Origin of the sequence: Seonamhaeicola sp. NFXS20, from assembly GCF_049132085.1 — a bacterium.
Classification (GTDB): Bacteria; Bacteroidota; Bacteroidia; order Flavobacteriales; family Flavobacteriaceae; genus Seonamhaeicola.
The window spans coordinates 15,723-37,360 of the sequence record NZ_JAFMPU010000006.1; the positions used below are offsets into that span (position 1 = coordinate 15,723).

General features: G+C 31.0%; 20 protein-coding genes and 1 tRNA gene. 13 read left to right on the forward strand and 8 right to left on the reverse strand.

Annotation, left to right across the window (positions count from 1 at the left end):
* Positions 1-104: 104 nt before the first annotated feature.
* Genes J1D01_RS10065 through J1D01_RS10075 form a run of 3 tightly spaced genes read right to left on the reverse strand, consistent with a single transcriptional unit; the run spans position 105 to position 2,280 of the window.
* On the reverse strand, positions 105-1,802 hold the full coding sequence (locus J1D01_RS10065) for a sodium:solute symporter family protein (RefSeq protein WP_421150845.1): 1,698 nt from the start codon (positions 1,800-1,802) through the stop codon (positions 105-107).
* Between the two features lie 16 nt (positions 1,803-1,818).
* Entirely contained in the window at positions 1,819-2,076 is a 258-nt protein-coding gene (locus J1D01_RS10070) for a DUF4212 domain-containing protein (protein WP_372937680.1), read from the reverse strand.
* 6 nt (positions 2,077-2,082) lie between these two features.
* Entirely contained in the window at positions 2,083-2,280 is a 198-nt protein-coding gene (locus J1D01_RS10075; protein ID WP_372937681.1) for a hypothetical protein, read from the reverse strand.
* A 99-nt stretch (positions 2,281-2,379) separates the two neighbouring features.
* Between J1D01_RS10075 and J1D01_RS10080 the strand changes: the two genes are divergently transcribed.
* The 3 genes from J1D01_RS10080 to J1D01_RS10090 all read left to right on the forward strand — a co-directional run bounded on the left by J1D01_RS10080 (position 2,380) and on the right by J1D01_RS10090 (position 5,095).
* On the forward strand, positions 2,380-3,480 hold the full coding sequence (locus J1D01_RS10080; protein ID WP_372937682.1) for a heparan-alpha-glucosaminide N-acetyltransferase domain-containing protein: 1,101 nt from the start codon (positions 2,380-2,382) through the stop codon (positions 3,478-3,480).
* Between the two features lie 171 nt (positions 3,481-3,651).
* On the forward strand, positions 3,652-4,434 hold the full coding sequence (locus tag J1D01_RS10085) for a carbonic anhydrase (RefSeq protein ID WP_421150711.1): 783 nt from the start codon (positions 3,652-3,654) through the stop codon (positions 4,432-4,434).
* Positions 4,435-4,447: 13 nt separating this feature from the next.
* The gene (locus tag J1D01_RS10090; RefSeq protein ID WP_421150712.1) at positions 4,448-5,095 is read left to right on the forward strand and encodes an HAD family hydrolase; all 648 of its coding nucleotides are present in this window, start codon (positions 4,448-4,450) and stop codon (positions 5,093-5,095) included.
* Here the strand turns inward: J1D01_RS10090 and J1D01_RS10095 are convergent.
* Both J1D01_RS10095 and J1D01_RS10100 read right to left on the reverse strand, forming a co-directional pair.
* A complete protein-coding gene (locus J1D01_RS10095) occupies positions 5,090-6,043 on the reverse strand; it encodes a phosphoribosylaminoimidazolesuccinocarboxamide synthase (protein ID WP_421150713.1) in 954 nt (317 codons plus the stop codon). The two genes, J1D01_RS10090 and J1D01_RS10095, sit on opposite strands and share 6 nt — an antisense overlap.
* A 188-nt stretch (positions 6,044-6,231) precedes the next feature.
* A complete protein-coding gene (locus tag J1D01_RS10100) occupies positions 6,232-7,185 on the reverse strand; it encodes a PhoH family protein (protein ID WP_076697338.1) in 954 nt (317 codons plus the stop codon).
* 130 nt (positions 7,186-7,315) lie between these two features.
* Between J1D01_RS10100 and J1D01_RS10105 the strand changes: the two genes are divergently transcribed.
* The 5 genes from J1D01_RS10105 (at position 7,316) to J1D01_RS10125 (ending at position 13,998) form a co-directional block, all read left to right on the forward strand.
* Positions 7,316-8,152, forward strand: coding sequence for an SAM hydrolase/SAM-dependent halogenase family protein (locus J1D01_RS10105; RefSeq protein WP_372937686.1), 837 nt, complete (start codon positions 7,316-7,318; stop codon positions 8,150-8,152).
* A 3-nt stretch (positions 8,153-8,155) separates the two neighbouring features.
* Positions 8,156-8,452 (forward strand): putative quinol monooxygenase, encoded by a 297-nt coding sequence (locus J1D01_RS10110; RefSeq protein ID WP_372937687.1) that lies wholly within the window; start codon positions 8,156-8,158, stop codon positions 8,450-8,452.
* On the forward strand, positions 8,453-10,837 hold the full coding sequence (gene gldG / locus J1D01_RS10115) for a gliding motility-associated ABC transporter substrate-binding protein GldG (protein WP_421150714.1): 2,385 nt from the start codon (positions 8,453-8,455) through the stop codon (positions 10,835-10,837).
* 89 nt (positions 10,838-10,926) lie between these two features.
* On the forward strand, positions 10,927-12,045 hold the full coding sequence (dnaN, locus tag J1D01_RS10120; protein WP_421150715.1) for a DNA polymerase III subunit beta: 1,119 nt from the start codon (positions 10,927-10,929) through the stop codon (positions 12,043-12,045).
* 270 nt (positions 12,046-12,315) lie between these two features.
* Entirely contained in the window at positions 12,316-13,998 is a 1,683-nt protein-coding gene (locus tag J1D01_RS10125; protein WP_421150716.1) for a CotH kinase family protein, read from the forward strand.
* A gap of 133 nt (positions 13,999-14,131) precedes the next feature.
* On the opposite strand, the gene J1D01_RS10130 is transcribed toward J1D01_RS10125, so the two are convergent.
* Positions 14,132-14,983 (reverse strand): universal stress protein, encoded by an 852-nt coding sequence (locus J1D01_RS10130; RefSeq protein WP_421150717.1) that lies wholly within the window; start codon positions 14,981-14,983, stop codon positions 14,132-14,134.
* A 179-nt stretch (positions 14,984-15,162) separates the two neighbouring features.
* Here J1D01_RS10130 and J1D01_RS10135 point away from each other — a divergent pair, with 179 nt between their 5' ends.
* From J1D01_RS10135 to J1D01_RS10150, 4 genes are all read left to right on the forward strand, one after another.
* Positions 15,163-15,927: a DUF3108 domain-containing protein gene (locus J1D01_RS10135; RefSeq protein ID WP_421150718.1), complete on the forward strand. Its 765-nt coding sequence runs from the start codon at positions 15,163-15,165 to the stop codon at positions 15,925-15,927.
* Between the two features lie 4 nt (positions 15,928-15,931).
* The gene (locus J1D01_RS10140) at positions 15,932-16,300 is read left to right on the forward strand and encodes an FUSC family protein (protein ID WP_372938524.1); all 369 of its coding nucleotides are present in this window, start codon (positions 15,932-15,934) and stop codon (positions 16,298-16,300) included.
* Between the two features lie 101 nt (positions 16,301-16,401).
* Complete coding sequence (locus J1D01_RS10145) at positions 16,402-17,454, forward strand: M28 family metallopeptidase (RefSeq protein WP_421150719.1); 1,053 nt, start codon at positions 16,402-16,404, stop codon at positions 17,452-17,454.
* Between the two features lie 38 nt (positions 17,455-17,492).
* Positions 17,493-18,500, forward strand: coding sequence for a M28 family metallopeptidase (locus J1D01_RS10150; RefSeq protein WP_372938528.1), 1,008 nt, complete (start codon positions 17,493-17,495; stop codon positions 18,498-18,500).
* 75 nt (positions 18,501-18,575) lie between these two features.
* Here J1D01_RS10150 and J1D01_RS10155 read toward each other — a convergent pair.
* A tRNA-His gene (locus J1D01_RS10155) sits at positions 18,576-18,651 on the reverse strand.
* 94 nt (positions 18,652-18,745) lie between these two features.
* Complete coding sequence (bshB1, locus tag J1D01_RS10160; RefSeq protein WP_372937325.1) at positions 18,746-19,468, reverse strand: bacillithiol biosynthesis deacetylase BshB1; 723 nt, start codon at positions 19,466-19,468, stop codon at positions 18,746-18,748.
* Positions 19,469-19,799: 331 nt separating this feature from the next.
* Between bshB1 and J1D01_RS10165 the strand changes: the two genes are divergently transcribed.
* A complete protein-coding gene (locus J1D01_RS10165; protein ID WP_372937326.1) occupies positions 19,800-21,629 on the forward strand; it encodes an SLC13 family permease in 1,830 nt (609 codons plus the stop codon).
* The last annotated feature ends 9 nt before the right edge of the window (positions 21,630-21,638 follow it).

Genomic DNA, 21,638 nt, shown 5'->3' on the forward strand with positions numbered 1-21,638 from the left:
TATCAAAAATTTAGTTGTCCTCTAAAATAACTAATTTGATGAAACCTTGCCAAGTTTTTCTACAAACAGCACAAGACTATCTACATAGAATTAAGTTTTACATATTAATGATTAACAGCTTCTCCTGCTCCACTTGGAATTCTAATGTTTTCAACAATTTCCTGAACGTCTGCAGGGGGCGCTTTGGTAAATTTCATAATGGTAATTGAGACTACAAAATTTAAAACCATAGCAACAGTTCCAAATCCTTCAGGAGAAATTCCAAACCACCATTCGCTTTTATCTGGAACAGCATCATCAAACCATCCTAATTTATACTTAATCATATATAATAACATAGCTACAATACCAACTACCATTCCCGCAATGGCTCCTTCCTTATTCATACGCTTATAGAAAATCCCTAAAATAATGGCTGGAAAAAACGAAGCAGCAGCTAAACCAAAAGCTAAAGCCACCACAGCAGCAACAAACCCTGGTGGGTGAATACCGTAATAGCCAGCAACAACAACAGCACCAACTGCCGATAAACGAGCAGCTACTAACTCACCTTTTTCTGAAATAGAAGGCTTAATAACTTTTTTAATTAAGTCATGAGAAACCGAAGCAGAAATTACTAATAACAAACCTGCTGCCGTAGACAAAGCCGCGGCTAACCCACCTGCTGCCACTAAGGCAATTACCCAATTTGGTAATTTAGCAATTTCTGGGTTGGCTAATACCATAATATCTCTGTCAACAATTAATTCGTTTTTAGATGCATCTGCTACATATTGAATATTTCCGTCGTTATTTTTATCATTAAAAACTATTAAACCTGTGGTTTCCCATTTTTTAAACCACTCTGGCATATTTCCATAAGGTTTGTTCGAAACAGTTTCAATCATATTTGTTCTGGCAAAAACCGCTACTGCTGGTGCTGTAGTATAAAGCAACACGATAAGCAATAATGCAATTCCTGCAGATTTACGTGCATCTCTAACTCGTTTTACTGTGAAGAAACGAACAATAACATGGGGCAATCCTGCAGTACCAACCATTAACGCTAAGGTAATAGCAAATACATCGATGGTTGATTTGGAACCTTCGGTGTATTCTGAGAATCCAAGTTCTGTACTTAATCCATCTAATTTATCTAATAAATATCCAGAGCCATCGGTTAATTCGCCTCCAAATCCAAGTTGAGGAATAGGATTCCCCGTCATTTGAAATGAAATAAAAATAGCAGGCACCATAAAGGCAAAAATAAGTACACAATACTGTGCTACTTGGGTGTATGTAATACCTTTCATACCTCCTAAAACAGCATAAAATAACACGATGAGCATTCCAATAATTACTCCTGTATTAATGTCTACTTCTAAAAAACGAGAAAATACAATACCTACACCCCGCATTTGACCAGCTACATAGGTAAATGATACAATGAGTGCACAAAAAACTGCCACAATTCTTGCAGTTTTAGAGTAATACCGGTCTCCTATAAAATCAGGAACGGTGAATTTTCCAAACTTACGCAAATAAGGTGCTAAAAGTAATGCGAGTAGTACGTAACCACCAGTCCATCCCATTAAATATACCGCGCCATCATACCCTGCAAAAGATATGATTCCTGCCATAGAAATAAAGGAAGCAGCACTCATCCAATCGGCAGCAGTAGCCATTCCGTTTGCCCATGGTGAAACACCTCCACCTGCAACATAAAAATCTTTAGTTGAACTTGCTCTAGACCAAATAGCTATTCCAATGTAAATTGAAAAAGTAATACCGACTAAAATATAGGTCCAATCCTGAACAGCAATAGCTGAAATGAATAAACTATTTATCATAACCGTACTTTTTATCAAGTTTATTCATTAAGCGAACGTAAACGAAAATGATGACGACAAACACATACATAGAACCTTGTTGCGCAAACCAAAACCCCAGTTTGAAACCTCCTATTTTTAGTGTATTTAATTCATCTTTAAAAAGAATACCCGCGCCGTAGGATACTAAAAACCAAATAGCGAGTAACATTAAAACATAACGAATGTTTTCTTTCCAATAGGCTTTTGCCTTACTTTTTTTAGTCATATTTAATTATTGTTGGTTAATTTTTAATATATAGCTTTTAAATTCTTGTAATACTATAAGAACAAAAATGGTAGCTATTATAGTTGGTATGGTCTTGAGTACAAATACACCATCAATTAAATTTAACATGATGGCAAAAGGTGTAGTAGTTACTAAAATGACACTTAGTGTATAATTTGAAAAGGCTTCAATAATCTCTTTCATTAGAAACAACAGAATTGTTTTATTTTGTAACTTATTACTGTACCAATATAAAATTTAAATATTAAAAAAGTATATTTATACTTAATTAACTAACCTCTATTGGAAGCTAAACGACTTTATTTTATTGATGCCGTAAGAGCTTTTGCTATTTTAATGATGCTCCAAGGGCATTTTATAGATACGCTTTTACACCCCATTTATAGAGATGAATCCAATGTTTATTACAACCTATGGTCCTACTTAAGAGGCATTACAGCTCCTGTATTTTTTACTGTTTCTGGTTTAGTATTTGCTTATCTACTTTTACGGGCTTACGAAAAAGGCAATGACAGAGAACGCATTAAAAAAGGCATTTTTCGGGGTTTATTACTAATTGTTGTGGGATATAGTTTGCGGATAAATGTCTTTAATTGGATAACTGGATATTTTACGTATCAGATTTTGGTAATTGATGTATTACAATGCATTGGTATAGCTATATTTTTGCTAATTTTATTACATGAATTATTAAAAAAGTATAGTTATTTCCATACGGTAGTCCTTTTGGCTATTAGTTGTTTGTGTTTTATAACAGAACCTCTATACAGAAACATAAGCCTTGAAAATATTCCTCTATTTTATGCCAATTATTTCACCAAGGCTCATGGGTCTATTTTCACCATTCTCCCTTGGTTTGGCTATTCTGCTTTTGGTGCATTTATATCAACAATCTTTTTTAGACACGCTCACAAAAACCAATTTAAATGGGTTACCATCTTAACATTTTTTGTTATAGGATTTCTTTTAATTTATTCATCTACGCCTATTTTATTATTGCTATATAAAATATCACATATTCAATTATTTAAAATGAGTGCCCTATACAACTACTTGTTTACTCGTTTAGGCAATGTGCTTATTTTATTTGGCTTGTTTTACGCTTTTGAACAATTTTTAAAACAACCTCTGATTTTAAATATTGGAAAAAAAACTTTATCTATTTATGTCATTCATTTTATATTTCTTTATGGTAGCTTTACGGGATATGGTTTAAAACGGTATTTTAATAAATCATTAGAGCCAACTCAACTACTTTTGGGTGTTATATTGTTTATAACCGTAGTTTGTTTTATAGCATTTCACTACGCTAAAACCAATCATTTTATATACTTATTGACAAAAAAAATCACATGCCGAATTAAAAAAATAACTAAGCCTTAAAAAGAGTTTTATACAGAAAGAATTATATGCATAAAATAAACACCATTTTAAATCATATTATAAAACGTAATAGTTTAAAACTTTATGTAAAAACTTAAAAAACCTGACATTAGTTAGCTTTTATCATTTATATCAGCATTAATTTTGGTGACTTAATTATTAAAAACTAAAATGAACACTACAATTAAACTTTTAACAGGTATTCTTTTAATATTTACAGTAGCTTGCAACAAAACTCACAAAACAACAACTCAAAATCATACGGAAGCACATCACTGGAGTTACCAAGGTGAAACCGCACCTATTCATTGGGCTGAAATTGAAAAAAATTCTGATTGTGATGGAAATTATCAATCGCCTATAAATATTATACACAAGGATGTAGATTCAATAAAAAATAACGATGATTTAAAAATACTTTACACACCTTCTACTTTAATAAGTGAAGTTGAAAACAACGGACATTCCATTCAATTTGATTTTGAAGCTGGAGATTCAATAAATTACAAAGGAAAAACCTTTTACTTAAAACAAATTCATTTTCACGAACCATCAGAACATAGAATTAATGGTATGATTTACCCAATTGAAATGCATTTAGTTCATGTAAGTAAAAAAGGTGACATTACTGTTTTAGGCGTTTTAGGTGAAGAAGGAGAAGAAAGCCAGTTGTTTGAATTTTTTGAAAGTTTTTTACCGCTTGAAAATGGTGCTGTTAAAGAAATACATCAAAACATTGATTTATCTAGCTTGTTTTTAGAAGATAAACACTATTACTCATACAATGGCTCTTTAACTACTCCTCCGTGTTCTGAAAATGTGAATTGGATTATGTTTAAAGAACCTATTATTTTATCGGTTGATGAAGTGTTAAAACTTAAAAATAATATGCCTGTAAATAACTACCGCAATGAACAAGCTTTAAACGGTAGAGTTGTTAATTATCATTATTAGATAATTGAGATATATGAATTATAAAGCCATAATTTTTGATTTAGATGGCACCTTGGTAAATTCTATACAAGATTTAGCAGATGCCATGAACACAGTACTTAAAAAGCATCATTACCCTATTCATAATTATGAGACCTACAAATTATTTGTTGGTAGTGGTATTAGAAGTTTAGTAATTAGAGCTTTACCCTTTAAAAACCCAAATGATGCAGAAGTAGATGAATGTCTCTCTGAAATGATGGAAGTTTATAACAATCATTGTACCATTAAAACACATGCTTATAGCGGAATTTTAGAGTTATTAGACATTTTAAACTCAAAAAACCTAAAATTGAATATCTTTTCTAATAAAGATGAAACTTTAACTAAAAAAGTAGCAGATGCTATTTTACCAAAATATTTTCATCATGTTTTAGGATTAACATCCGAAGCGTTAAAAAAACCAAATCCTGATAAGGCTTTAAACTTGATTGATAAATTAGGTTTAAAACCAGAAGAGGTTATATTTATAGGCGATTCAAATATAGATATTCAAACAGCCAAAAACGCCAATATGCTAGCTGTTGGTGTTAGCTGGGGTTTTAGAGACAAACAAGAGTTAATTAATGAAGGTGCTGACTATATTTTAGATAAACCTATAGAATTGCTTGATATATTATAAGCCTTTTAAATAGCCTAAAACATTAGCTTCTATACGTTCTTGAATATTAGAAACATTGGCTTTTACAAAAGTTTCACCAGTAATATTTTCATAAAGCTCTATGTAACGCTCTGAAACCGTTTCTATGTATTCATCACTCATAAAAGGCACGGTTTGTCCTTCTAAACCTTGAAAGTTATTAGAAATTAACCACTGGCGCACAAACTCTTTACTTAACTGTTTTTGGGGCTCGCCTTGTTCTTGTCGTTCTTCATAACCTTCAGCATAAAAATAACGTGAAGAATCTGGGGTATGAATTTCATCTATCAATACAATTTTACCTGCTTTAGTTTTACCAAATTCATACTTGGTATCTACTAAAATTAAACCTCTGGAAGCTGCAATTTCAGACCCACGCTTAAATAGTTTGCGTGTATAATCTTCTAGAACAACATAATCATCTTCTGAAACAATACCGCGTTTTAAAATATCTTCTCTTGAAATATCTTCGTCATGATCACCCATTTCTGCTTTGGTTGCTGGCGTAATTATAGGTTCTGGAAAAGCATCATTTTCTTTCATGCCTTCTGGCATTGGCACACCACAAAGCACGCGTTTACCAGCTTTATATTCTCTAGCTGCATGACCAGACATATAACCACGAATTACCATTTCTACTTTAAAAGGTTCGCATAAATGCCCTACAGCTACATTAGGGTCTGGTGTGGCTGTTAACCAATTAGGAACTAAATCTTCAGTAGCTGCCATCATTTTGGTTGCTATTTGGTTTAGTATTTGTCCTTTATAAGGAATTCCTTTAGGCATTACTACATCAAAAGCCGATAACCTATCGGTAGCAATCATTACTAATTGTTCATCATTTATGTTATAAACTTCTCGTACTTTTCCTTTATAAACACTTTTTTGTTTTGGAAAATTAAAGTTGGTATTTATTATTGTGTTACTCATTGTTTATTGCTTTTTGCTACGGGCTTTTAGCTTCTAGCCTGTATTTTCTTCTTTTTATTTGAATTGTAATTTTTCACGAAACCCTTAGCCCCGATTGAGGCATTTGTTGAAGCTCTTTTTGTGTTGTTGCACCTATGCAACACAAAAAAGCGACTGCCGAAAGCGGGAAATAGCTTCTTAAAAAACTACTACTCTCTGTTTTCTATACTTTTGTAGGCTTCTATTACTTTTTTAACAAGTTTATGACGAATTACATCTTTATCATCTAAAAATATAATACCTACACCTTCTACGTTTTTAAGGATTAAAAGGGCTTCTTTTAAACCTGATATGGTGCGCCTTGGCAAATCTATTTGCCCAGGATCTCCTGTTAATAAAAATTTGGCGTTTTTACCCATGCGTGTTAAAAACATTTTCATTTGTGCATGGGTTGTGTTTTGTCCTTCATCTAAAATAACAAATGCATTATCTAAGGTTCTACCACGCATAAAGGCTAATGGTGCAATTTGTATGGTACCATTTTCTATATAATGTGCTAATTTTTCTGGAGCAATCATATCTCTTAAAGCATCATATAAGGGCTGCATGTAAGGGTCTAACTTTTCTTTTAAATCGCCTGGTAAAAACCCAAGATTTTCTCCTGCTTCTACAGCAGGACGCGTTAAAATAATGCGTTTTACTTCTTTGTTTTTTAGTGCTTGTACCGCTAATGCAACACCTGTATAGGTTTTACCAGTTCCTGCCGGACCTATAGCAAAAACCATATCGTTTTTACGCATGCTCTCTACTAACCTACGCTGATTTACTGTTTGGGCTTTTATTATTTTGCCTCCAACACCATGAACAATAACTTCGCCACTTTGTTTTGAAGTGCTATATTCTTCGCTATTTACACTTGTTAAAACACGTTCTATAGCATTTTCATCTAGTTTATTATACTTTGCATAATGCTTTAAAAGCATGGTGAGTCTCCTATCAAATTCTTCTAAGAGTTCTTCATCTCCAAAGGCTTTTATTTTATTACCTCTAGCTACAATTTTAAGTTTGGGAAAGTACTTTTTTAAAAGCTCTATATTAACATTGTGTGCCCCAAAAAACTCTTTTGGAGTGATTTCTTCAAGTTCAAAAATTAATTCATTCAAAGGCGTAGATTATTTTAATTACTTATGAAATTATATTTAATCAGATAAAATGATTTGTTTAGTTTTGTAAAACTCAAAAATAAGCAAATTTGAGTGACCTAACGCTAAAAACATATCAACAATTTTGTCTATGGCAATTATTACTTTAACAACCGATTTTGGGGAAAAAGATTACTTTGCTGGCGCGATAAAAGGCGCTATTTATAGTGAGCTACCTAATATTGAAATTGTTGATATCTCACATACTGTATCGCCTTTTAATATTCTTGAAGCAGCCTATATTATTCAGAATGCGTATAGTAGTTTTCCTAAAGGTACCATACATATTATTGGTATTGATTCTGAATTAAATCAGGAAAACAAGCATATTGCTATGAAGCTAGACGACCATTATTTTATTTGTGCCAACAACGGTATTATGAGCATGATTTGTTCTGAAATAGCTCCAGAAAAAATTGTAGAAATAAACATACACGATAAAATTCAAACTAGTTTTCCTGTTTTAGATGTTTTTGTTAAAGTAGCGTGCCATATTGCAAGAGGTGGCACTCTAGAAGTTATTGGTAAAACTATTAATGAAATTAAGCCTATAAGAAATATTACTCCCTATGTTAGTGATGATAAAAGCCAAATAAAGGGTAGTATTATTTATATTGATAACTATGGTAATGTGGTAACTAATATTAAAAAGAGTTTTTTTGAAACCATACAAAAAGGACGTGCTTTTGATATTTTGGTAAGACATTATAAGTTTAATACCATTTATAAAAAATATAGCGATATTGTAAATTTTGAAATACCCGAAAGTAAAAGAAATGATGAAGGCAAAGGGTTGGTGGTTTTTAATTCTGGAAACTTTTTAGAAATTGCAGTTTATAAAAGTAACTCTGCCACCGTAGGAAGTGCCAGTACTTTAATGGGATTAGGCCTTATGGATACTGTAAGCGTTAAATTTATTAATGAATAATTTATGTTTGTTAGAATTGTAAAAATGGGATTTCATGAAATGCATATTGATACATTTCTATCAAATTTTAATACTAATAAAAAACAAATTAGAAACTTTAAGGGTTGTAAATTTTTAGAACTTTACAGAGATAAAAACAATCCAAATATATTTTTTACTTACAGTTATTGGGAAACTGAAAATGATTTAGAACAATACAGACAGTCTGAATTATTTAAAAATGTTTGGAACAAAACTAAAGTACTTTTTAATACAAAACCAGAAGCTTGGAGTGTTGATAAATTAGAAACTTTAAAATAAATGCTAGCAATTTTAAGAAAAGAAATAAACTCATTTTTTGCATCTCCCATAGGGTATTTAGTTATAGCTATTTTTCTTTTGCTAAATGGTTTGTTTTTATGGCTTTTTAAAGGTGAATTTAACATTTTAGATTATGGGTTTGCAGATTTATCTTCGTTCTTTTTATTAGCACCTTGGATTTTTATTTTTCTAATTCCTGCTGTAACTATGCGCAGTTTTTCTGATGAAAAAAAACAAGGTACTTTAGAGTTACTTTTAACCAAACCAATATCTCATTTAAAAATAGCTTTAGGTAAATATTTTGGTGCATTTATACTCATTATTATAGCATTAATACCTACACTACTCTATGTTTACACCGTTTATCAATTAGGAAACCCTGTTGGAAATTTAGATATTGGTAGCACCCTAGGGTCTTATTTTGGTTTGTTGTTTTTGGTCGCTGCTTATACCGCTATTGGAGTGTTTAGCTCTACCCTATCAGACAATCAAATTGTAGCGTTTATTATTGCAGTATTTTTGTGTTTTATGTTCTACATTGGTTTTGAAGGAATTGCCGATTTTACCTCTAGTAATTTTATTGAACAAATAGGCATGAGTTACCACTTTAAAAGTATGGGACGAGGCGTGTTAGATACTACCAATATTATTTACTTTTTAAGTGTAACTATCTTTTTTTTAGCACTCACTATTGTTGCTATTAAAAATGAAGCTTTCAAGAAAAATCACCTGTTACAAATAGCTACTGCTTTTGTTTTATTAATAGGGCTAAATATTATTTCTAATTCAATACACAAGCGTTTTGATTTAACTAAAGATAAACGCTACACTTTAAGCGAATCTGCCATAAACATCATAAAAGACATAAAATCTCCCATTACTATTGATGTGTTTTTAGAAGGTGAAGATTTTCCTTCAGAATTTAGACGTCTACAAGCTGAAACCAAACAACTACTAGAAGAGTTTTCTAATGTAAATGATAATATTGTTTTCAGTTTTATTAATCCGTTAGAAGACGAAGCTACTAGAGACAGAAACATTAAACAGCTCAATAATCGTGGTTTAACGCCCATGCAATTAAGCATTACAGAAAGTGGTAAATCATCACAAGCTGTAATATTTCCTTGGGCATTAGCAAGCTTTAATGAACAAACGGTTGCTATTCCGCTTATAAAAAATAAAATTGGAGCTACTCAACAAGAGTTAGTAAGCAATTCTGTTCAGCATTTAGAATATGCCTTTGCAGATGGTTTTAGCAAACTTACCAAACCCAAACGCCGAAAAATAGCAGTTTTAAAAGGCAATCAACAATTAGATGATATATACATTGCAGATTTTCTTAAAAAATTAGGGGAATACTATTTAATTGCGCCTTTTACTCTAGATAGCGTGTCTAATAATGCACAAAAAACCTTAGATGATTTAAAGGATTTTGATTTAATTATTTCAGCAAAACCTACCCAACCTTTTTCCGAAGCAGAAAAATTAGTTTTAGACCAATTTACAATGAACGGAGGTAAAAGTCTTTGGTTAATAGACGCGGTAGCCATTGAAAAAGATAGTTTGTATAATGAAGCTGGTAAAAATTATGCTATTTCTAGAGATTTAAATTTAACCGATTTCTTTTTTAAATACGGTGTGCGCGTAAACCCTAATATTGTTAGTTCCCTCTACTCTGCTCCAATAACTCTAGCTATTGGCGAAGGTAGCAATTCGCAATTTCAGCATTTACAATGGCCTTATTCACCATTAGCAGGTTCTAGTAGCAAGCACCCTATTGTAAATAACTTAAATCTTGTAAAATTTGACTTTGCTAACCAAATAGATACTTTAAAAAATACGCTAAAAAAGACCATTCTTTTAGAATCTGCACCACTTACTAAACTAGAAGGAACCCCCCGTGAAATTAGTTTAGATTTAGTTACTAAACCACAAGACCCTAAATTGTTTAGTAAAGGCAACCAAACATTGGCTGTTCTTTTAGAAGGAGAGTTTACATCAGTATATCACAATCTAATTAAACCCATAAAATTATCTGAAATAAAAGACCAAAGTACGCTAACCAAAATGATAGTCATTGCCGATGGTGATGTTATTAAAAATGATGTACTTAAAAACCAATCACAAGAATTAGGTTTTGATAGGTGGACAGGACAAACTTACGGTAACAAAGAATTTTTACTTAATGCCGTAAATTATTTACTTGATGATAACGGACTTATAAACATTCGCTCTAAAGAAATAGCAGTAGCTTTCTTAAATCAGCAAAAAATAGCCGCAGAAAAAACTAAGTGGCAACTTATAAACATCTTATTACCACTGGTTTTACTAGGTGTTTTTGGATTTATATTTAATTTTATTAGAAAGAAAAAATACACTTCTTAAATGTTAATAAGTTTGTTTCGGTTATTTATCTGTATCGAATATATTTGTAGATAGCATTTTATTCAAAAAAATTAAATTCATTAACATACATGAAATTTATAGTATCTAGCACGTATTTATTGAAACAGCTGCAGGTTTTAGGTGGCGTTATAAATAATTCTAATACCTTACCTATTTTAGATAATTTTTTATTTGAATTAGATAACAGTACACTTACTGTTTCGGCAAGTGATTTAGAAACCACCATGTCTTCTACGCTTGATGTAGAAAGTGATAGTACCGGAAGCGTTGCTATTCCTGCGCGTTTGTTACTTGATACTTTAAAAACCTTCCCAGAACAACCTTTAACATTTGTTATTGAAGATAACAACACCGTTGAAATTAGCTCTAACCACGGTAAATATGCTTTAGCTTACGCCGATGGAAACGAATTTCCTAAAGCCGTAGCTCTAGAAAATCCTAGCAAAACTGTTGTTACTGGCGATGTTTTAGCAACTGCTATAAGCAAAACCATTTTTGCTGCCGGAAATGACGATTTACGTCCTGTAATGAGTGGTGTGTTTTTTCAGTTTTCACAACAAGGATTAACATTTGTTGCAACAGATGCTCATAAATTAGTAAAATACACTAGAGAAGATATACAAGCAAATCAAGTTGCAGAATTTATTATGCCTAAAAAACCTTTAAATCTTTTAAAAGGTATTTTAGCGGCTAGTGAAGATGAAGTTGTTATTGAATATAACGAATCTAATGCTAAATTTACGTTTGAAAATTCTGTTTTAATCTGTAGACTTATTGATGGTAAATACCCTAACTATGAGGCGGTAATACCTAAAGAAAATCCTAATAAATTAGTGATAGACAGAACGCAATTTTTAAACTCTGTAAAACGTGTTAGTATTTTCTCTAACAAAACAACCCACCAAATACGTTTAAAAATTGCGGGAGCCGAGTTAAATATTTCTGCTGAAGATGTAGATTACAGCAACAAAGCAGAAGAACGTTTAACTTGTGATTACCAAGGTGACGATATGCAAATTGGGTTTAACTCGCGTTTTTTAACCGAAATGCTAAACAACCTTAGCTCTGATGAAGTACAACTAGAAATGAGCATGCCTAATAGAGCTGGTATTTTAACACCAATTGATGGTTTAGATGATGGCGAACAAGTTACCATGCTTGTAATGCCCGTAATGTTAAATTCTTAATACATATTCTGAAAGTTTAATAAATAACAAAAACCAAATTTTTAAATCCTGATATTTTCTATCAGGATTTTTTATATCTAAATAGCAACAAAAATTAACTAGAATTTTTATTGCTGCATATAATAACTTGTTTATAATTAGATCTAATACGTATTGATTTTATAGTAAGAAAATTCTAACTTCGCTTATTAGTGAATATAAATTAATTGTGCTAAACTTGTTTCAGTATAAAACAGATTTATATTCCAAATCTTTGTAAAAACATTAAAAATGAAAGTATATTTACTACTATTAAGTCTCATCTATTCAACAACCTGTAACTCACAAACATTAAACATCAATATATCTGATAATAAATTTGGAATAGATGAATCCCTTTCTCTAATAGTAACTCAAATTCAAAACATTGAAAATTATCAAGATATTGAAAGTTACAATGAAATTACAATCACTTTAGGCGAAAATGATTATAGCTTTATTTCTGTCCCTAACAGTCTTGAATATTCAAATTCGTATACAATTAAAAACATAAATACTACCAATAACTACACATTATACTTTACACAGTTACCTATTATCTTAATTGAGTCTGATAACACTATTGTTGATGAGCCAAAAGTATCAGCTACTTTAGTTTACACTGATGATGAACAGACAGTAACCGCTAATATTGGAATTGAATTAAGAGGAGGAAGTTCTCAAAGTTATCCTAAAAAAACTTACGATATAGAGTTTTGGGAAGACGAAACAGACGATGACACCATAGATATGCAATTTGGAGAATTACGTGAAGATGACGATTGGATTTTAGATGCACTTTATAATGAACCTTTAAGACTAAGAAGTTATACTGCTAATAAACTTTGGAAACAATTACACACACCATACTTCATTGATGATGAGCCAGAAGCTAAATCTGGAGCAGATGTTATGTATGTTGAAATTTTTATAAAAGGACATTATAACGGGATATATAATCTTTCTGAACAAGTTGACAGAAAACAATTAAAGCTTAAAAAATTTAATGACAATATGAGGGGTGAATTATACAAAGGAACTTCTTGGGGAGCTTCAACTTTTACAAATTTACCCTCTTATAATAATAACAGTAGAGCATGGAGTGGTTATGAATTTGAATACCCTGATGAAGATGAAATAACCGATTGGAATAATCTTTATCAATTTACTGATTTTGTGATTAATTCCTCTGAACTAGACTTTGCAAATGGTATTTGGTCTAAATTTGATGAAAATAATTTTATAGACTATTTCTTATTCCTTAACCTAATTCGGGCAACCGACAATACAGGAAAAAATATTTACTTAGGGAAATATAAAGTTGACAAACCTTACTTCTATATTCCATGGGATTTAGATGGTTGTTTTGGTACTATTTGGAATGGCACAAATGAAAACATTACCAATGATATTTTAGGTAATAGATTTTTTGCCAGAGTTATAAAAGAAAATCCAAACAATGCATTTGTTAACACTGCTAATAAATGGTTTGAATACAGAAATAATATTTTTAGCCTTAATTCTTTATCCAATTCTATTACAGAGTCTTATACTTTTTTGCTTAACAATAAAATTTATGAAAGAGAATCATTAGTTTACTCAAATTATTCTTTTGATAATCAAAGCTTAACATATACACTAAATTGGCTAGAAAATAGGTTAGAATTTCTAGATATATATTTTGGAAATATACTTTCTGTTAACTCTATTACAACTTCAAATAAATTAAACATCTACCCTAATCCTGCAACAAATAGAGTACATATAAATTCAGATGGAAAGCTTAATAATAAAAACTATAAAATATTTAATAGTATAGGACAACTTGTTAGTAATGGTACTATTGAAAATAATCAATTAAAAACAGAAAGACTAGATAAAGGTATTTACCACATCCTTATTGATAACATATCTTTTAAATTGATAAAAAATTAATGCTTCTCACAAAGTAAACAAGTAATAAAACAAAAACACAAAGGTCTGTACAAAACCGAAAGGTTTAGGAGTATAAATTCTCAAGTACATACAGCCTGAAACCAATAAGTCTTACTACAAAACCACTTCAAACCTAATTTTTTTCATTAGCACGCTCCATTACCAAAAACGGCACATCTATACTAAATGCAAACGTTTCTATGGCATGTTTTGTAAATAAGCGTTCTAAAAAAGAGTGTTTTTCACTAATCATGGCAAGTAAATTAATGTTGTTATCTGTTAGGTATTTATGTACGGTATCAAACATATCTTTGTAATTAACATCAATAAAATCATGAGAAGCATTAGGGAAATGCACATCAAAAAATTCCATGTTTTGCATTTGTTTTTGAGCCAAATGATGCTCATCTGCCACATGTAAAATATAAAGTTCAGACTTGCAGAATTCTACCAGCCATTTTAAAGTTGCTAATTCTTCAACTGTAAATATATTAATATGATTGGTGGTAAAAGCTATTTTCTTTAAACTAGTAAACTTGCAACCATCTGGAATAGCTAAAACGGGTACATTACAACGTTGCATAACTCTTGCCGTATTGCTTCCAAAAAGAACTCGTTGCAAACCAGATGCTCCTTTAGTGCCCATAACTATTAAATCTACTTGATATTTTTTTGAAGTTTGATTTATGGAATCTATAAAATTATCATAATCTACAATAGAATGAAATTTATGATTGCTGTTTTTCTTTTTTATTTCTATACCAGAAATTATATTAGAAATTGATTTTTTTGCGGCATCAATTAAAGTTGAATATATAGTTGTAGAAGTTGATACAGACATCATATCATCTGAAATAAATGATGAGGCCTTTTGAACGTTTAAAACATAAAAATCACAAACTTCATTCTTAAACAATTCTGTTGCATATTTAATAGCGTTAATAGAATTTTTAGAAAAATCTGTAGGTAATAATATAGTTTTCATAACTTCATATATTTTGATGTTAAGTAAATTTAACATTAACAACCTCATAAAACTATGACAAATATCAGTTACACAATAGGTTACAAACTATAAACTAAAAATTAGTAAAATAAGGTAAAGCATTGTATTTTCGGCACAATAAATGATTATTAAAACGTTATAACCACAAACATTACTAAATGACTCGTTTTTTATTCCTACTTATCATTTTATGGTCTTTTACTTTTAATGCGCAAAACACGGCTGTTTCATCAAATGAAAAACTTGTTTATACAGCTTCATATAATATGTCTGGAATACTTACAGATATTGCACAAGTAACCATGGAAACCAGTAACGTACAAACATCTAAAGCTACGCTTTTAAGGTTAAAATGTACTGCCGCCACATATAGCAAATGGGATGATTTTTTTAGAATTAGAGATTTATACGAAAGTTACGTTAGTCCTAAAACTTTAAAACCCTATTTATATAAAAGAAATATTAATGAAGGGAGTTATTTTAAGGCTATGAAATACACTTATAGCCACAAAACTAACACCATTAAATCTGTACAAACTAAAAAGAAAAATCAAGTTGAAAATAAAGATTTTAAATTTAGTTTAGGCGCAAAAGATATAGTATCTACACTATATAACATTAGGTTGATTAATTTTGAATCTATGAATAAGGGCAGCCAAAAAACTCTCAGCATTATTTTTGACCGAAAAGAAACCAAAGCTTATATTACCTACTTAGGAAAAGAAACTATTAACACTGCTATTGGTACAAAAGCTTGTTATAAAATATCTATAGGAAGTCAATCTAAAATTTTAGAAGGCAGCAGCAATAATGTATTGTGGCTCACTGCAGATACCAACAAAATAATAGTATACGGTAAATTTAAAATACCTGTTGGAAATGGTGAGTTAAAAATAAAATCTGCCTCTGGACTAAAAAACTAAACGCATGAAAAAAATATTTACCATATTAGCTCTAATAACATCTTTTTTAGCAATTATTTTAGCTGTTTTACCCGTTTCTAATTTAGCTATAATACCTGCTGTATTAGCCCTCATTTTTGGACTTTTAGCATTTTATTTCTCAAAAAAAACTGGACAAGTAAAAAAAATAATTCAGTTTACCTTCTTTTTAACTATTATGGCGCTAGCCATTACCACTTACAAAGCTGTATTTACAAAAACCGAAGTAGCCAATACCGATGAATTAGAAGCTACAGAAACAAAATCTGAAGAAGATGCTATAGAAGAACTGGAAGAGTTAGAAATTGATGATATAGAGATTGACGAATCTGAACTAGAAGATATAGAGCTTTAACTTAAGCATTTTCAGGGTTATTCGTATATTTGGCAGAAATAAAATTAGCTTAGCTATTTTTATGCTAGTACATCTGACACCAAAAACAGCAATTATACCAGATGAAAACCCTTTGCTTGCTTTCTGCGCTTACATTAGTTGGTACTTGTGCTACGCCTAAATACTCAACTAAAATTAAAAACTTAAAAGATAGTATTCAACTGGTAGATAGTACTTTTGTTATAAAATACGCTAATACAATTACAGCTAAAGAATTAAAAACCCACCTATGTACACTTTCATCAGATGAGTTTGAAGGTAGAAAAGCCGGTGAACCAGGTTATGCTAAAGCTACACATTTTTTAAAAGAGTACTACCAAAACGAAAATATAAAATCTGCCTTTGGTAACAATAATTATTTTCAAACCATTCCAACCGAATTTTTCTCAAATAATATTAAAAGCTCCAATAATGTTTTAGCTTTTATTGAGGGCTCTGAAAAACCAGATGAAATAGTGGTTATTTCTGCACATTTAGATCATTTAGGAATTGAAGAAAACGGACAAATAAACAATGGTGCAGATGATGATGGATCTGGAACGGTAGCTCTTATGGAAATGGCTCAAGCCTTTAATTTAGCAAAAAACAAAGGCTTAGGCCCCAAAAGAAGCTTACTTTTTCTTCATTTTACTGCTGAAGAGATAGGGAAAAAAGGCTCTAAATACTATACTGAACATCCTGTTTTTCCGTTAGAAAACACCGTGGCAAACCTAAATATTGACATGATTGGAAGAGTTGATGACTTACACCAAGAAAATAAAGATTATATTTATTTAATTGGCTCTGATAGAATGAGTACAGAATTACACTATCTTTCAGAAAAGGTAAACAATGCATACTCCAACTTATATTTAGATTATAAATACAATTCTCTAAGAGATAGAAATAATTACTACTTTAGGTCAGATCACTATAACTTTGCAGCTAATGGTGTTCCCGTAATTTTTTATTTTAATGGTGAACACGCCGATTATCATAAACCTACTGATACTGCAGACAAGATAAACTACCCACTTTTAAAAAGAAGAACTCAACTCGTTTTTGCTACAGCGTGGCAAATAGCAAACCAGAAAACTAGAATAGTATTAGATGAAGATAATAAACTATTAAATTAAATAACTTTTTAGTATAATTACATTAATAAATAAACAATATGCGGAAAATAACGTTACTACTAATTGCATCATATTTAATAGCAGCATGTAGCTCTTCAAAAAACAAAGAAAACAAGGAAGCAAACCCTATAGATTATGCAAAAACCATAACTGCTGATGAGTTAAAAGATATGCTTTACACCTATGCTTCTGATGAATATGAAGGCAGAAAAACAGGTGAACCCGGACAAAAAAAGGCTATTGAATTTATAAAAAACCACTATATAGCTAATAAAATACCTTCACCAATTGCTGAAGGTGATTATTTTCAAGAAATACCTGAATCATTTTTTAATGGTCATGTAAATGCTGCTTCTGAAAATGTTTTAGCATATATTAAAGGCTCTGAAAAACCAGATGAAATTATAGTTATTTCTGCACATTTAGATCATATTGGAGTAACTCAAAATGGTGAAATTAATAATGGAGCAGATGATGATGGTTCTGGCACAGTAGCTGTTTTAGAAATAGCAGAAGCTTTTAAAACAGCTGCCAATAATGGTCACGGACCAAAACGCTCTATTTTATTTTTACACGTAACAGGTGAAGAAATAGGTCTTTACGGTTCTAAGTATTACACCGATGTTGACCCTGTTTTTCCTTTAGAGAATACAGTTGCTAATTTAAATATTGACATGATTGGACGCATAGACCCCAAACATGAAAATAACCCTAATTATTTATACCTAATTGGGTCTGATAAATTAAGTAAAGAACTACATGATTTATCTGAGGCCGTTAATAAACAATATATCAATATGACGTTTGATTATACTTATAATGCTATTAATGATCCAAACCGCTTTTATTACAGGTCTGACCACTATAATTTTGCAAAAAATAATATTCCAGTTATCTTCTATTTTAATGGTACACATGCAGATTATCATCAACCTACTGACACACCAGATAAAATTGAATATGAACTTTTAGCTACCAGAACACAATTAATTTTTTACACAGCATGGGAATTAGCTAATAGAGAAGAACGAATTAAATTAGATTAGAAAAATATTTAAAACTAATCATAAAATTAGCAAACAAAAAAAGCCTTTCAATTTCTTGAAAGGCTTTGTATTTTTGGGTGGAAGATCGGTCTCGAACCGACGACCTCCTGAACCACAATCAGGCGCTCTAACCAACTGAGCTACAACCACCATTTAAACACATTTTTACAATGCGAGTGCAAATGTAACGGATTTCAATTTTTCTGCAAAGACTTTTTTAATATTTTAAGCAATAAATCATCAAATTATTTTAAATCATACAAACTATTTACTGCAACATATCTTTCAACATTAAACCCTTCAGCATACTCTACTCCTATTAACCGCCCTAAATCTCTTGCCCTATACTCAATACTATCTTTAAAATTCTTACTAGATATAGGAGTTTCGGGTTCTTTACTTTTAGTATCAAAAAATTGTGTCTTATATGCTAAAACTGCTTCTGTTTTTTTATTTATAAATCCTGAAACATCAACTACAAAATCTGGTTCTAAATTTTTCCATTGTATGTAATGATATACATGTTTTGGTCTCCAAGGTTCTTGCCACTCATCATCGTCTTCAATTTTAGTATCTATTTTAAGCAACCCACTTAAAAAGCAAGCGTCGCTAACCAATTTACTTCCTTTGCCGTGGTCAATATGCCTATCATCAATGGCATTGCATAACACTATTTCGGGTTTATACTTTCGTATCATTTTAATAAGTTCTATTTGATGGTATTTATCATTAGTAAAAAATCCATCAGCAAATTCCATATTTATTCTTACTGAAGCTCCCAAAATTTTTCTAGCCTCCTCAGATTCAATATCTCTGGTTTCGGCTGTTCCTCTGGTACCAAGTTCACCTCTAGTTAAATCTATAATACCTACTTTTTTACCATTAGAAATTTCTTTTGCTAGGGTAGCTCCACAACCTAATTCAACATCATCAGGATGTGCTCCTATAGCTAATATATCTATTTTCATATTTTCAATTTATTTACATAAATACTTAACTTTAAATTAAATATTATGTGAATTTTTATTTTTTTATTAGTTTATTGAATGTTATTATGTTTAATTATTCAAAAGAAAGTAGTAAACTCACAAAAGTCATAATTACGAAAACGTCTTCGTTAGTGGTTTCTTTAATTTTTATATGATAAATATAATAATTATTGAAAAATAATGACTCTATGTAAAGTATGACTTTCGTCATAATAAATAGCAATAAGCAATGGTAATTTTATCATATAATTAATAGCAGATAAAACAAATCAATAAAAATTAACCAGAAAACACAAAAATTATGTATTTAATGCTCTTCATTTTAGTCGTCACAATAGGTCTCTTTGTCTGGGGAAAATTTACACCAGATATTGTAGCCCTAATATCTATGATAACGTTATACTTAACGGGCATATTAACAGCACCAGAAACCTTGAGCGGATTTAGTAACCCTACGGTTGTTATGATTGCCGCTCTTTTTATTATAGGTGAAGGTATAGCGCAAACAGGCTGGACGGCTATGGCTGGTAAGAAGTTTGTTGAATGGGCTGGTAAAAGTGTTCCTAAACTACTAGTAATTGTAAGTTTAGGTGCTGGTGTGTTATCTGGTTTTGTTAGCAATACTGGTACCGTAGCTACTTTAATGCCATTAACTATTTCATCTGCTTGGAGTATTGGTACTTTGCCTTCTAAAATGTTAATGCCTGTTGCTTTTGGTTCTAATACTGGTGGCTTACTTACATTAACGGGTACACCTCCTAATATTATAGCAAGTAATGCGTTAGTAGAATCTGGTTTTGAAGGCTTTTCTTTCTTTGAATTTGGCCTTATTGGAGTACCTCTTTTAATAGTTGCATTACTATATTTTAGATACATAGGATTTAAATTATTACCCAAAAACCACACAAATAATAAACCTGTAAATATAGAATCTACATTACATAATTGGATTGAGGCTTATAAAATTGATGGAGATTATTACAGATTACGTGTAAGATCTATATCTCCTCTTATAAACACTAAACTTAGCAAATGGGATTTTGAGAAAAATTTTAACGTCACAGTTATTAGACTTAAAAGAAGACATCCAAACGTATTGAAAAAAATACCTCAGTTTGTTGAGTTTCCAGATCCTAATACTGTTTTAAAATATCATGACATTATAACTGTTAAAGGTGATACGGAAGCTATTAACCGAATTATGATTCGTTTTAGACTTGGTTTATTACCTCTAGAACCGGTAACAGATGAATTAAAACACAACCTTATTAATCAAGAGGTTGGAATGGCAGAGGTAATTGTTAACCCAAATTCTATTTTTGTTGGAAGAACATATAAACTAGGTGATTATTTTAAAAGATTTGGTATTCAATTACTAGCAGCTTCTAGAAACAACAAACCTTTATTAGACAAAGAAATTAAAGTAAAAGTTGGTGATGCTTTTTTACTAAGAGGCACATGGAAAAGTATTGAAGACCTTAAAGCCCAACATGGTAACTTAGTAGTTTGTGGTAGTCCTGAAGGAATGGCTAAAAATGTAGAAAATTTAAACTATAAATCATGGATTGCTTTAGGATCTTTATTACTAATGATTGTGTTTATGGTCTTTAAAATAGTACCAGGCTCTATTGCTGCTTTAATTTCTGCTGGTATCATACTACTAACAGGCTGCATCCCTATGGCTAAAGCTTATAAAGGTATTAGCTGGACTAGTGTAATTATGATTGCCGCTATGATACCTATGGGTATAGCATTACAAAAAACAGGAACTGCGCAAGTAATAGCAAATGGACTGGTAAGTTACTTGGGGTCTATTCACCCCATTTTATTACTTGGTGGAGTATTCTTATTAACAACTACTTTTAGTCAGGTAATAAACAACTCTGCAACTGCAGTACTAATGGCTCCTATAGCCATACTTGCTGCTAAATCATTAAACCTATCTCCAGAACCGTTCATGATAGTTGTTGCCATTAGTGCATCTACAGCATTTTTAACCCCAATAGGTACTACAACAAATGCCATGGTAATGACGGCAGGAGGATACAAGTTTATGAATTACTTAAAAGTAGGTGCTCCATTATTATTAACATTCCTAATTATCTCATTAATACTCGTGCCAATTATATGGCCATTTTAATAAAATTAT

What these genes read in the sequence shown, in the direction of transcription:
- J1D01_RS10070 (WP_372937680.1), bottom strand. Translation starts at nt 2,076, where the DNA reads ATGACTAAAAAAAGTAAGGCAAAAGCCTATTGGAAAGAAAACATTCGT.
- J1D01_RS10075 (WP_372937681.1), bottom strand. Translation starts at nt 2,280, where the DNA reads ATGAAAGAGATTATTGAAGCCTTTTCAAATTATACACTAAGTGTCATT.
- J1D01_RS10085 (WP_421150711.1), top strand. Translation starts at nt 3,652, where the DNA reads ATGAACACTACAATTAAACTTTTAACAGGTATTCTTTTAATATTTACA.
- J1D01_RS10090 (WP_421150712.1), top strand. Translation starts at nt 4,448, where the DNA reads ATGAATTATAAAGCCATAATTTTTGATTTAGATGGCACCTTGGTAAAT.
- J1D01_RS10095 (WP_421150713.1), bottom strand. Translation starts at nt 6,043, where the DNA reads ATGAGTAACACAATAATAAATACCAACTTTAATTTTCCAAAACAAAAA.
- J1D01_RS10105 (WP_372937686.1), top strand. Translation starts at nt 7,316, where the DNA reads ATGGCAATTATTACTTTAACAACCGATTTTGGGGAAAAAGATTACTTT.
- J1D01_RS10110 (WP_372937687.1), top strand. Translation starts at nt 8,156, where the DNA reads ATGTTTGTTAGAATTGTAAAAATGGGATTTCATGAAATGCATATTGAT.
- gldG (WP_421150714.1), top strand. Translation starts at nt 8,453, where the DNA reads ATGCTAGCAATTTTAAGAAAAGAAATAAACTCATTTTTTGCATCTCCC.
- dnaN (WP_421150715.1), top strand. Translation starts at nt 10,927, where the DNA reads ATGAAATTTATAGTATCTAGCACGTATTTATTGAAACAGCTGCAGGTT.
- J1D01_RS10125 (WP_421150716.1), top strand. Translation starts at nt 12,316, where the DNA reads ATGAAAGTATATTTACTACTATTAAGTCTCATCTATTCAACAACCTGT.
- J1D01_RS10130 (WP_421150717.1), bottom strand. Translation starts at nt 14,983, where the DNA reads ATGAAAACTATATTATTACCTACAGATTTTTCTAAAAATTCTATTAAC.
- J1D01_RS10135 (WP_421150718.1), top strand. Translation starts at nt 15,163, where the DNA reads ATGACTCGTTTTTTATTCCTACTTATCATTTTATGGTCTTTTACTTTT.
- J1D01_RS10140 (WP_372938524.1), top strand. Translation starts at nt 15,932, where the DNA reads ATGAAAAAAATATTTACCATATTAGCTCTAATAACATCTTTTTTAGCA.
- J1D01_RS10145 (WP_421150719.1), top strand. Translation starts at nt 16,402, where the DNA reads ATGAAAACCCTTTGCTTGCTTTCTGCGCTTACATTAGTTGGTACTTGT.
- J1D01_RS10150 (WP_372938528.1), top strand. Translation starts at nt 17,493, where the DNA reads ATGCGGAAAATAACGTTACTACTAATTGCATCATATTTAATAGCAGCA.
- bshB1 (WP_372937325.1), bottom strand. Translation starts at nt 19,468, where the DNA reads ATGAAAATAGATATATTAGCTATAGGAGCACATCCTGATGATGTTGAA.
- J1D01_RS10165 (WP_372937326.1), top strand. Translation starts at nt 19,800, where the DNA reads ATGCTCTTCATTTTAGTCGTCACAATAGGTCTCTTTGTCTGGGGAAAA.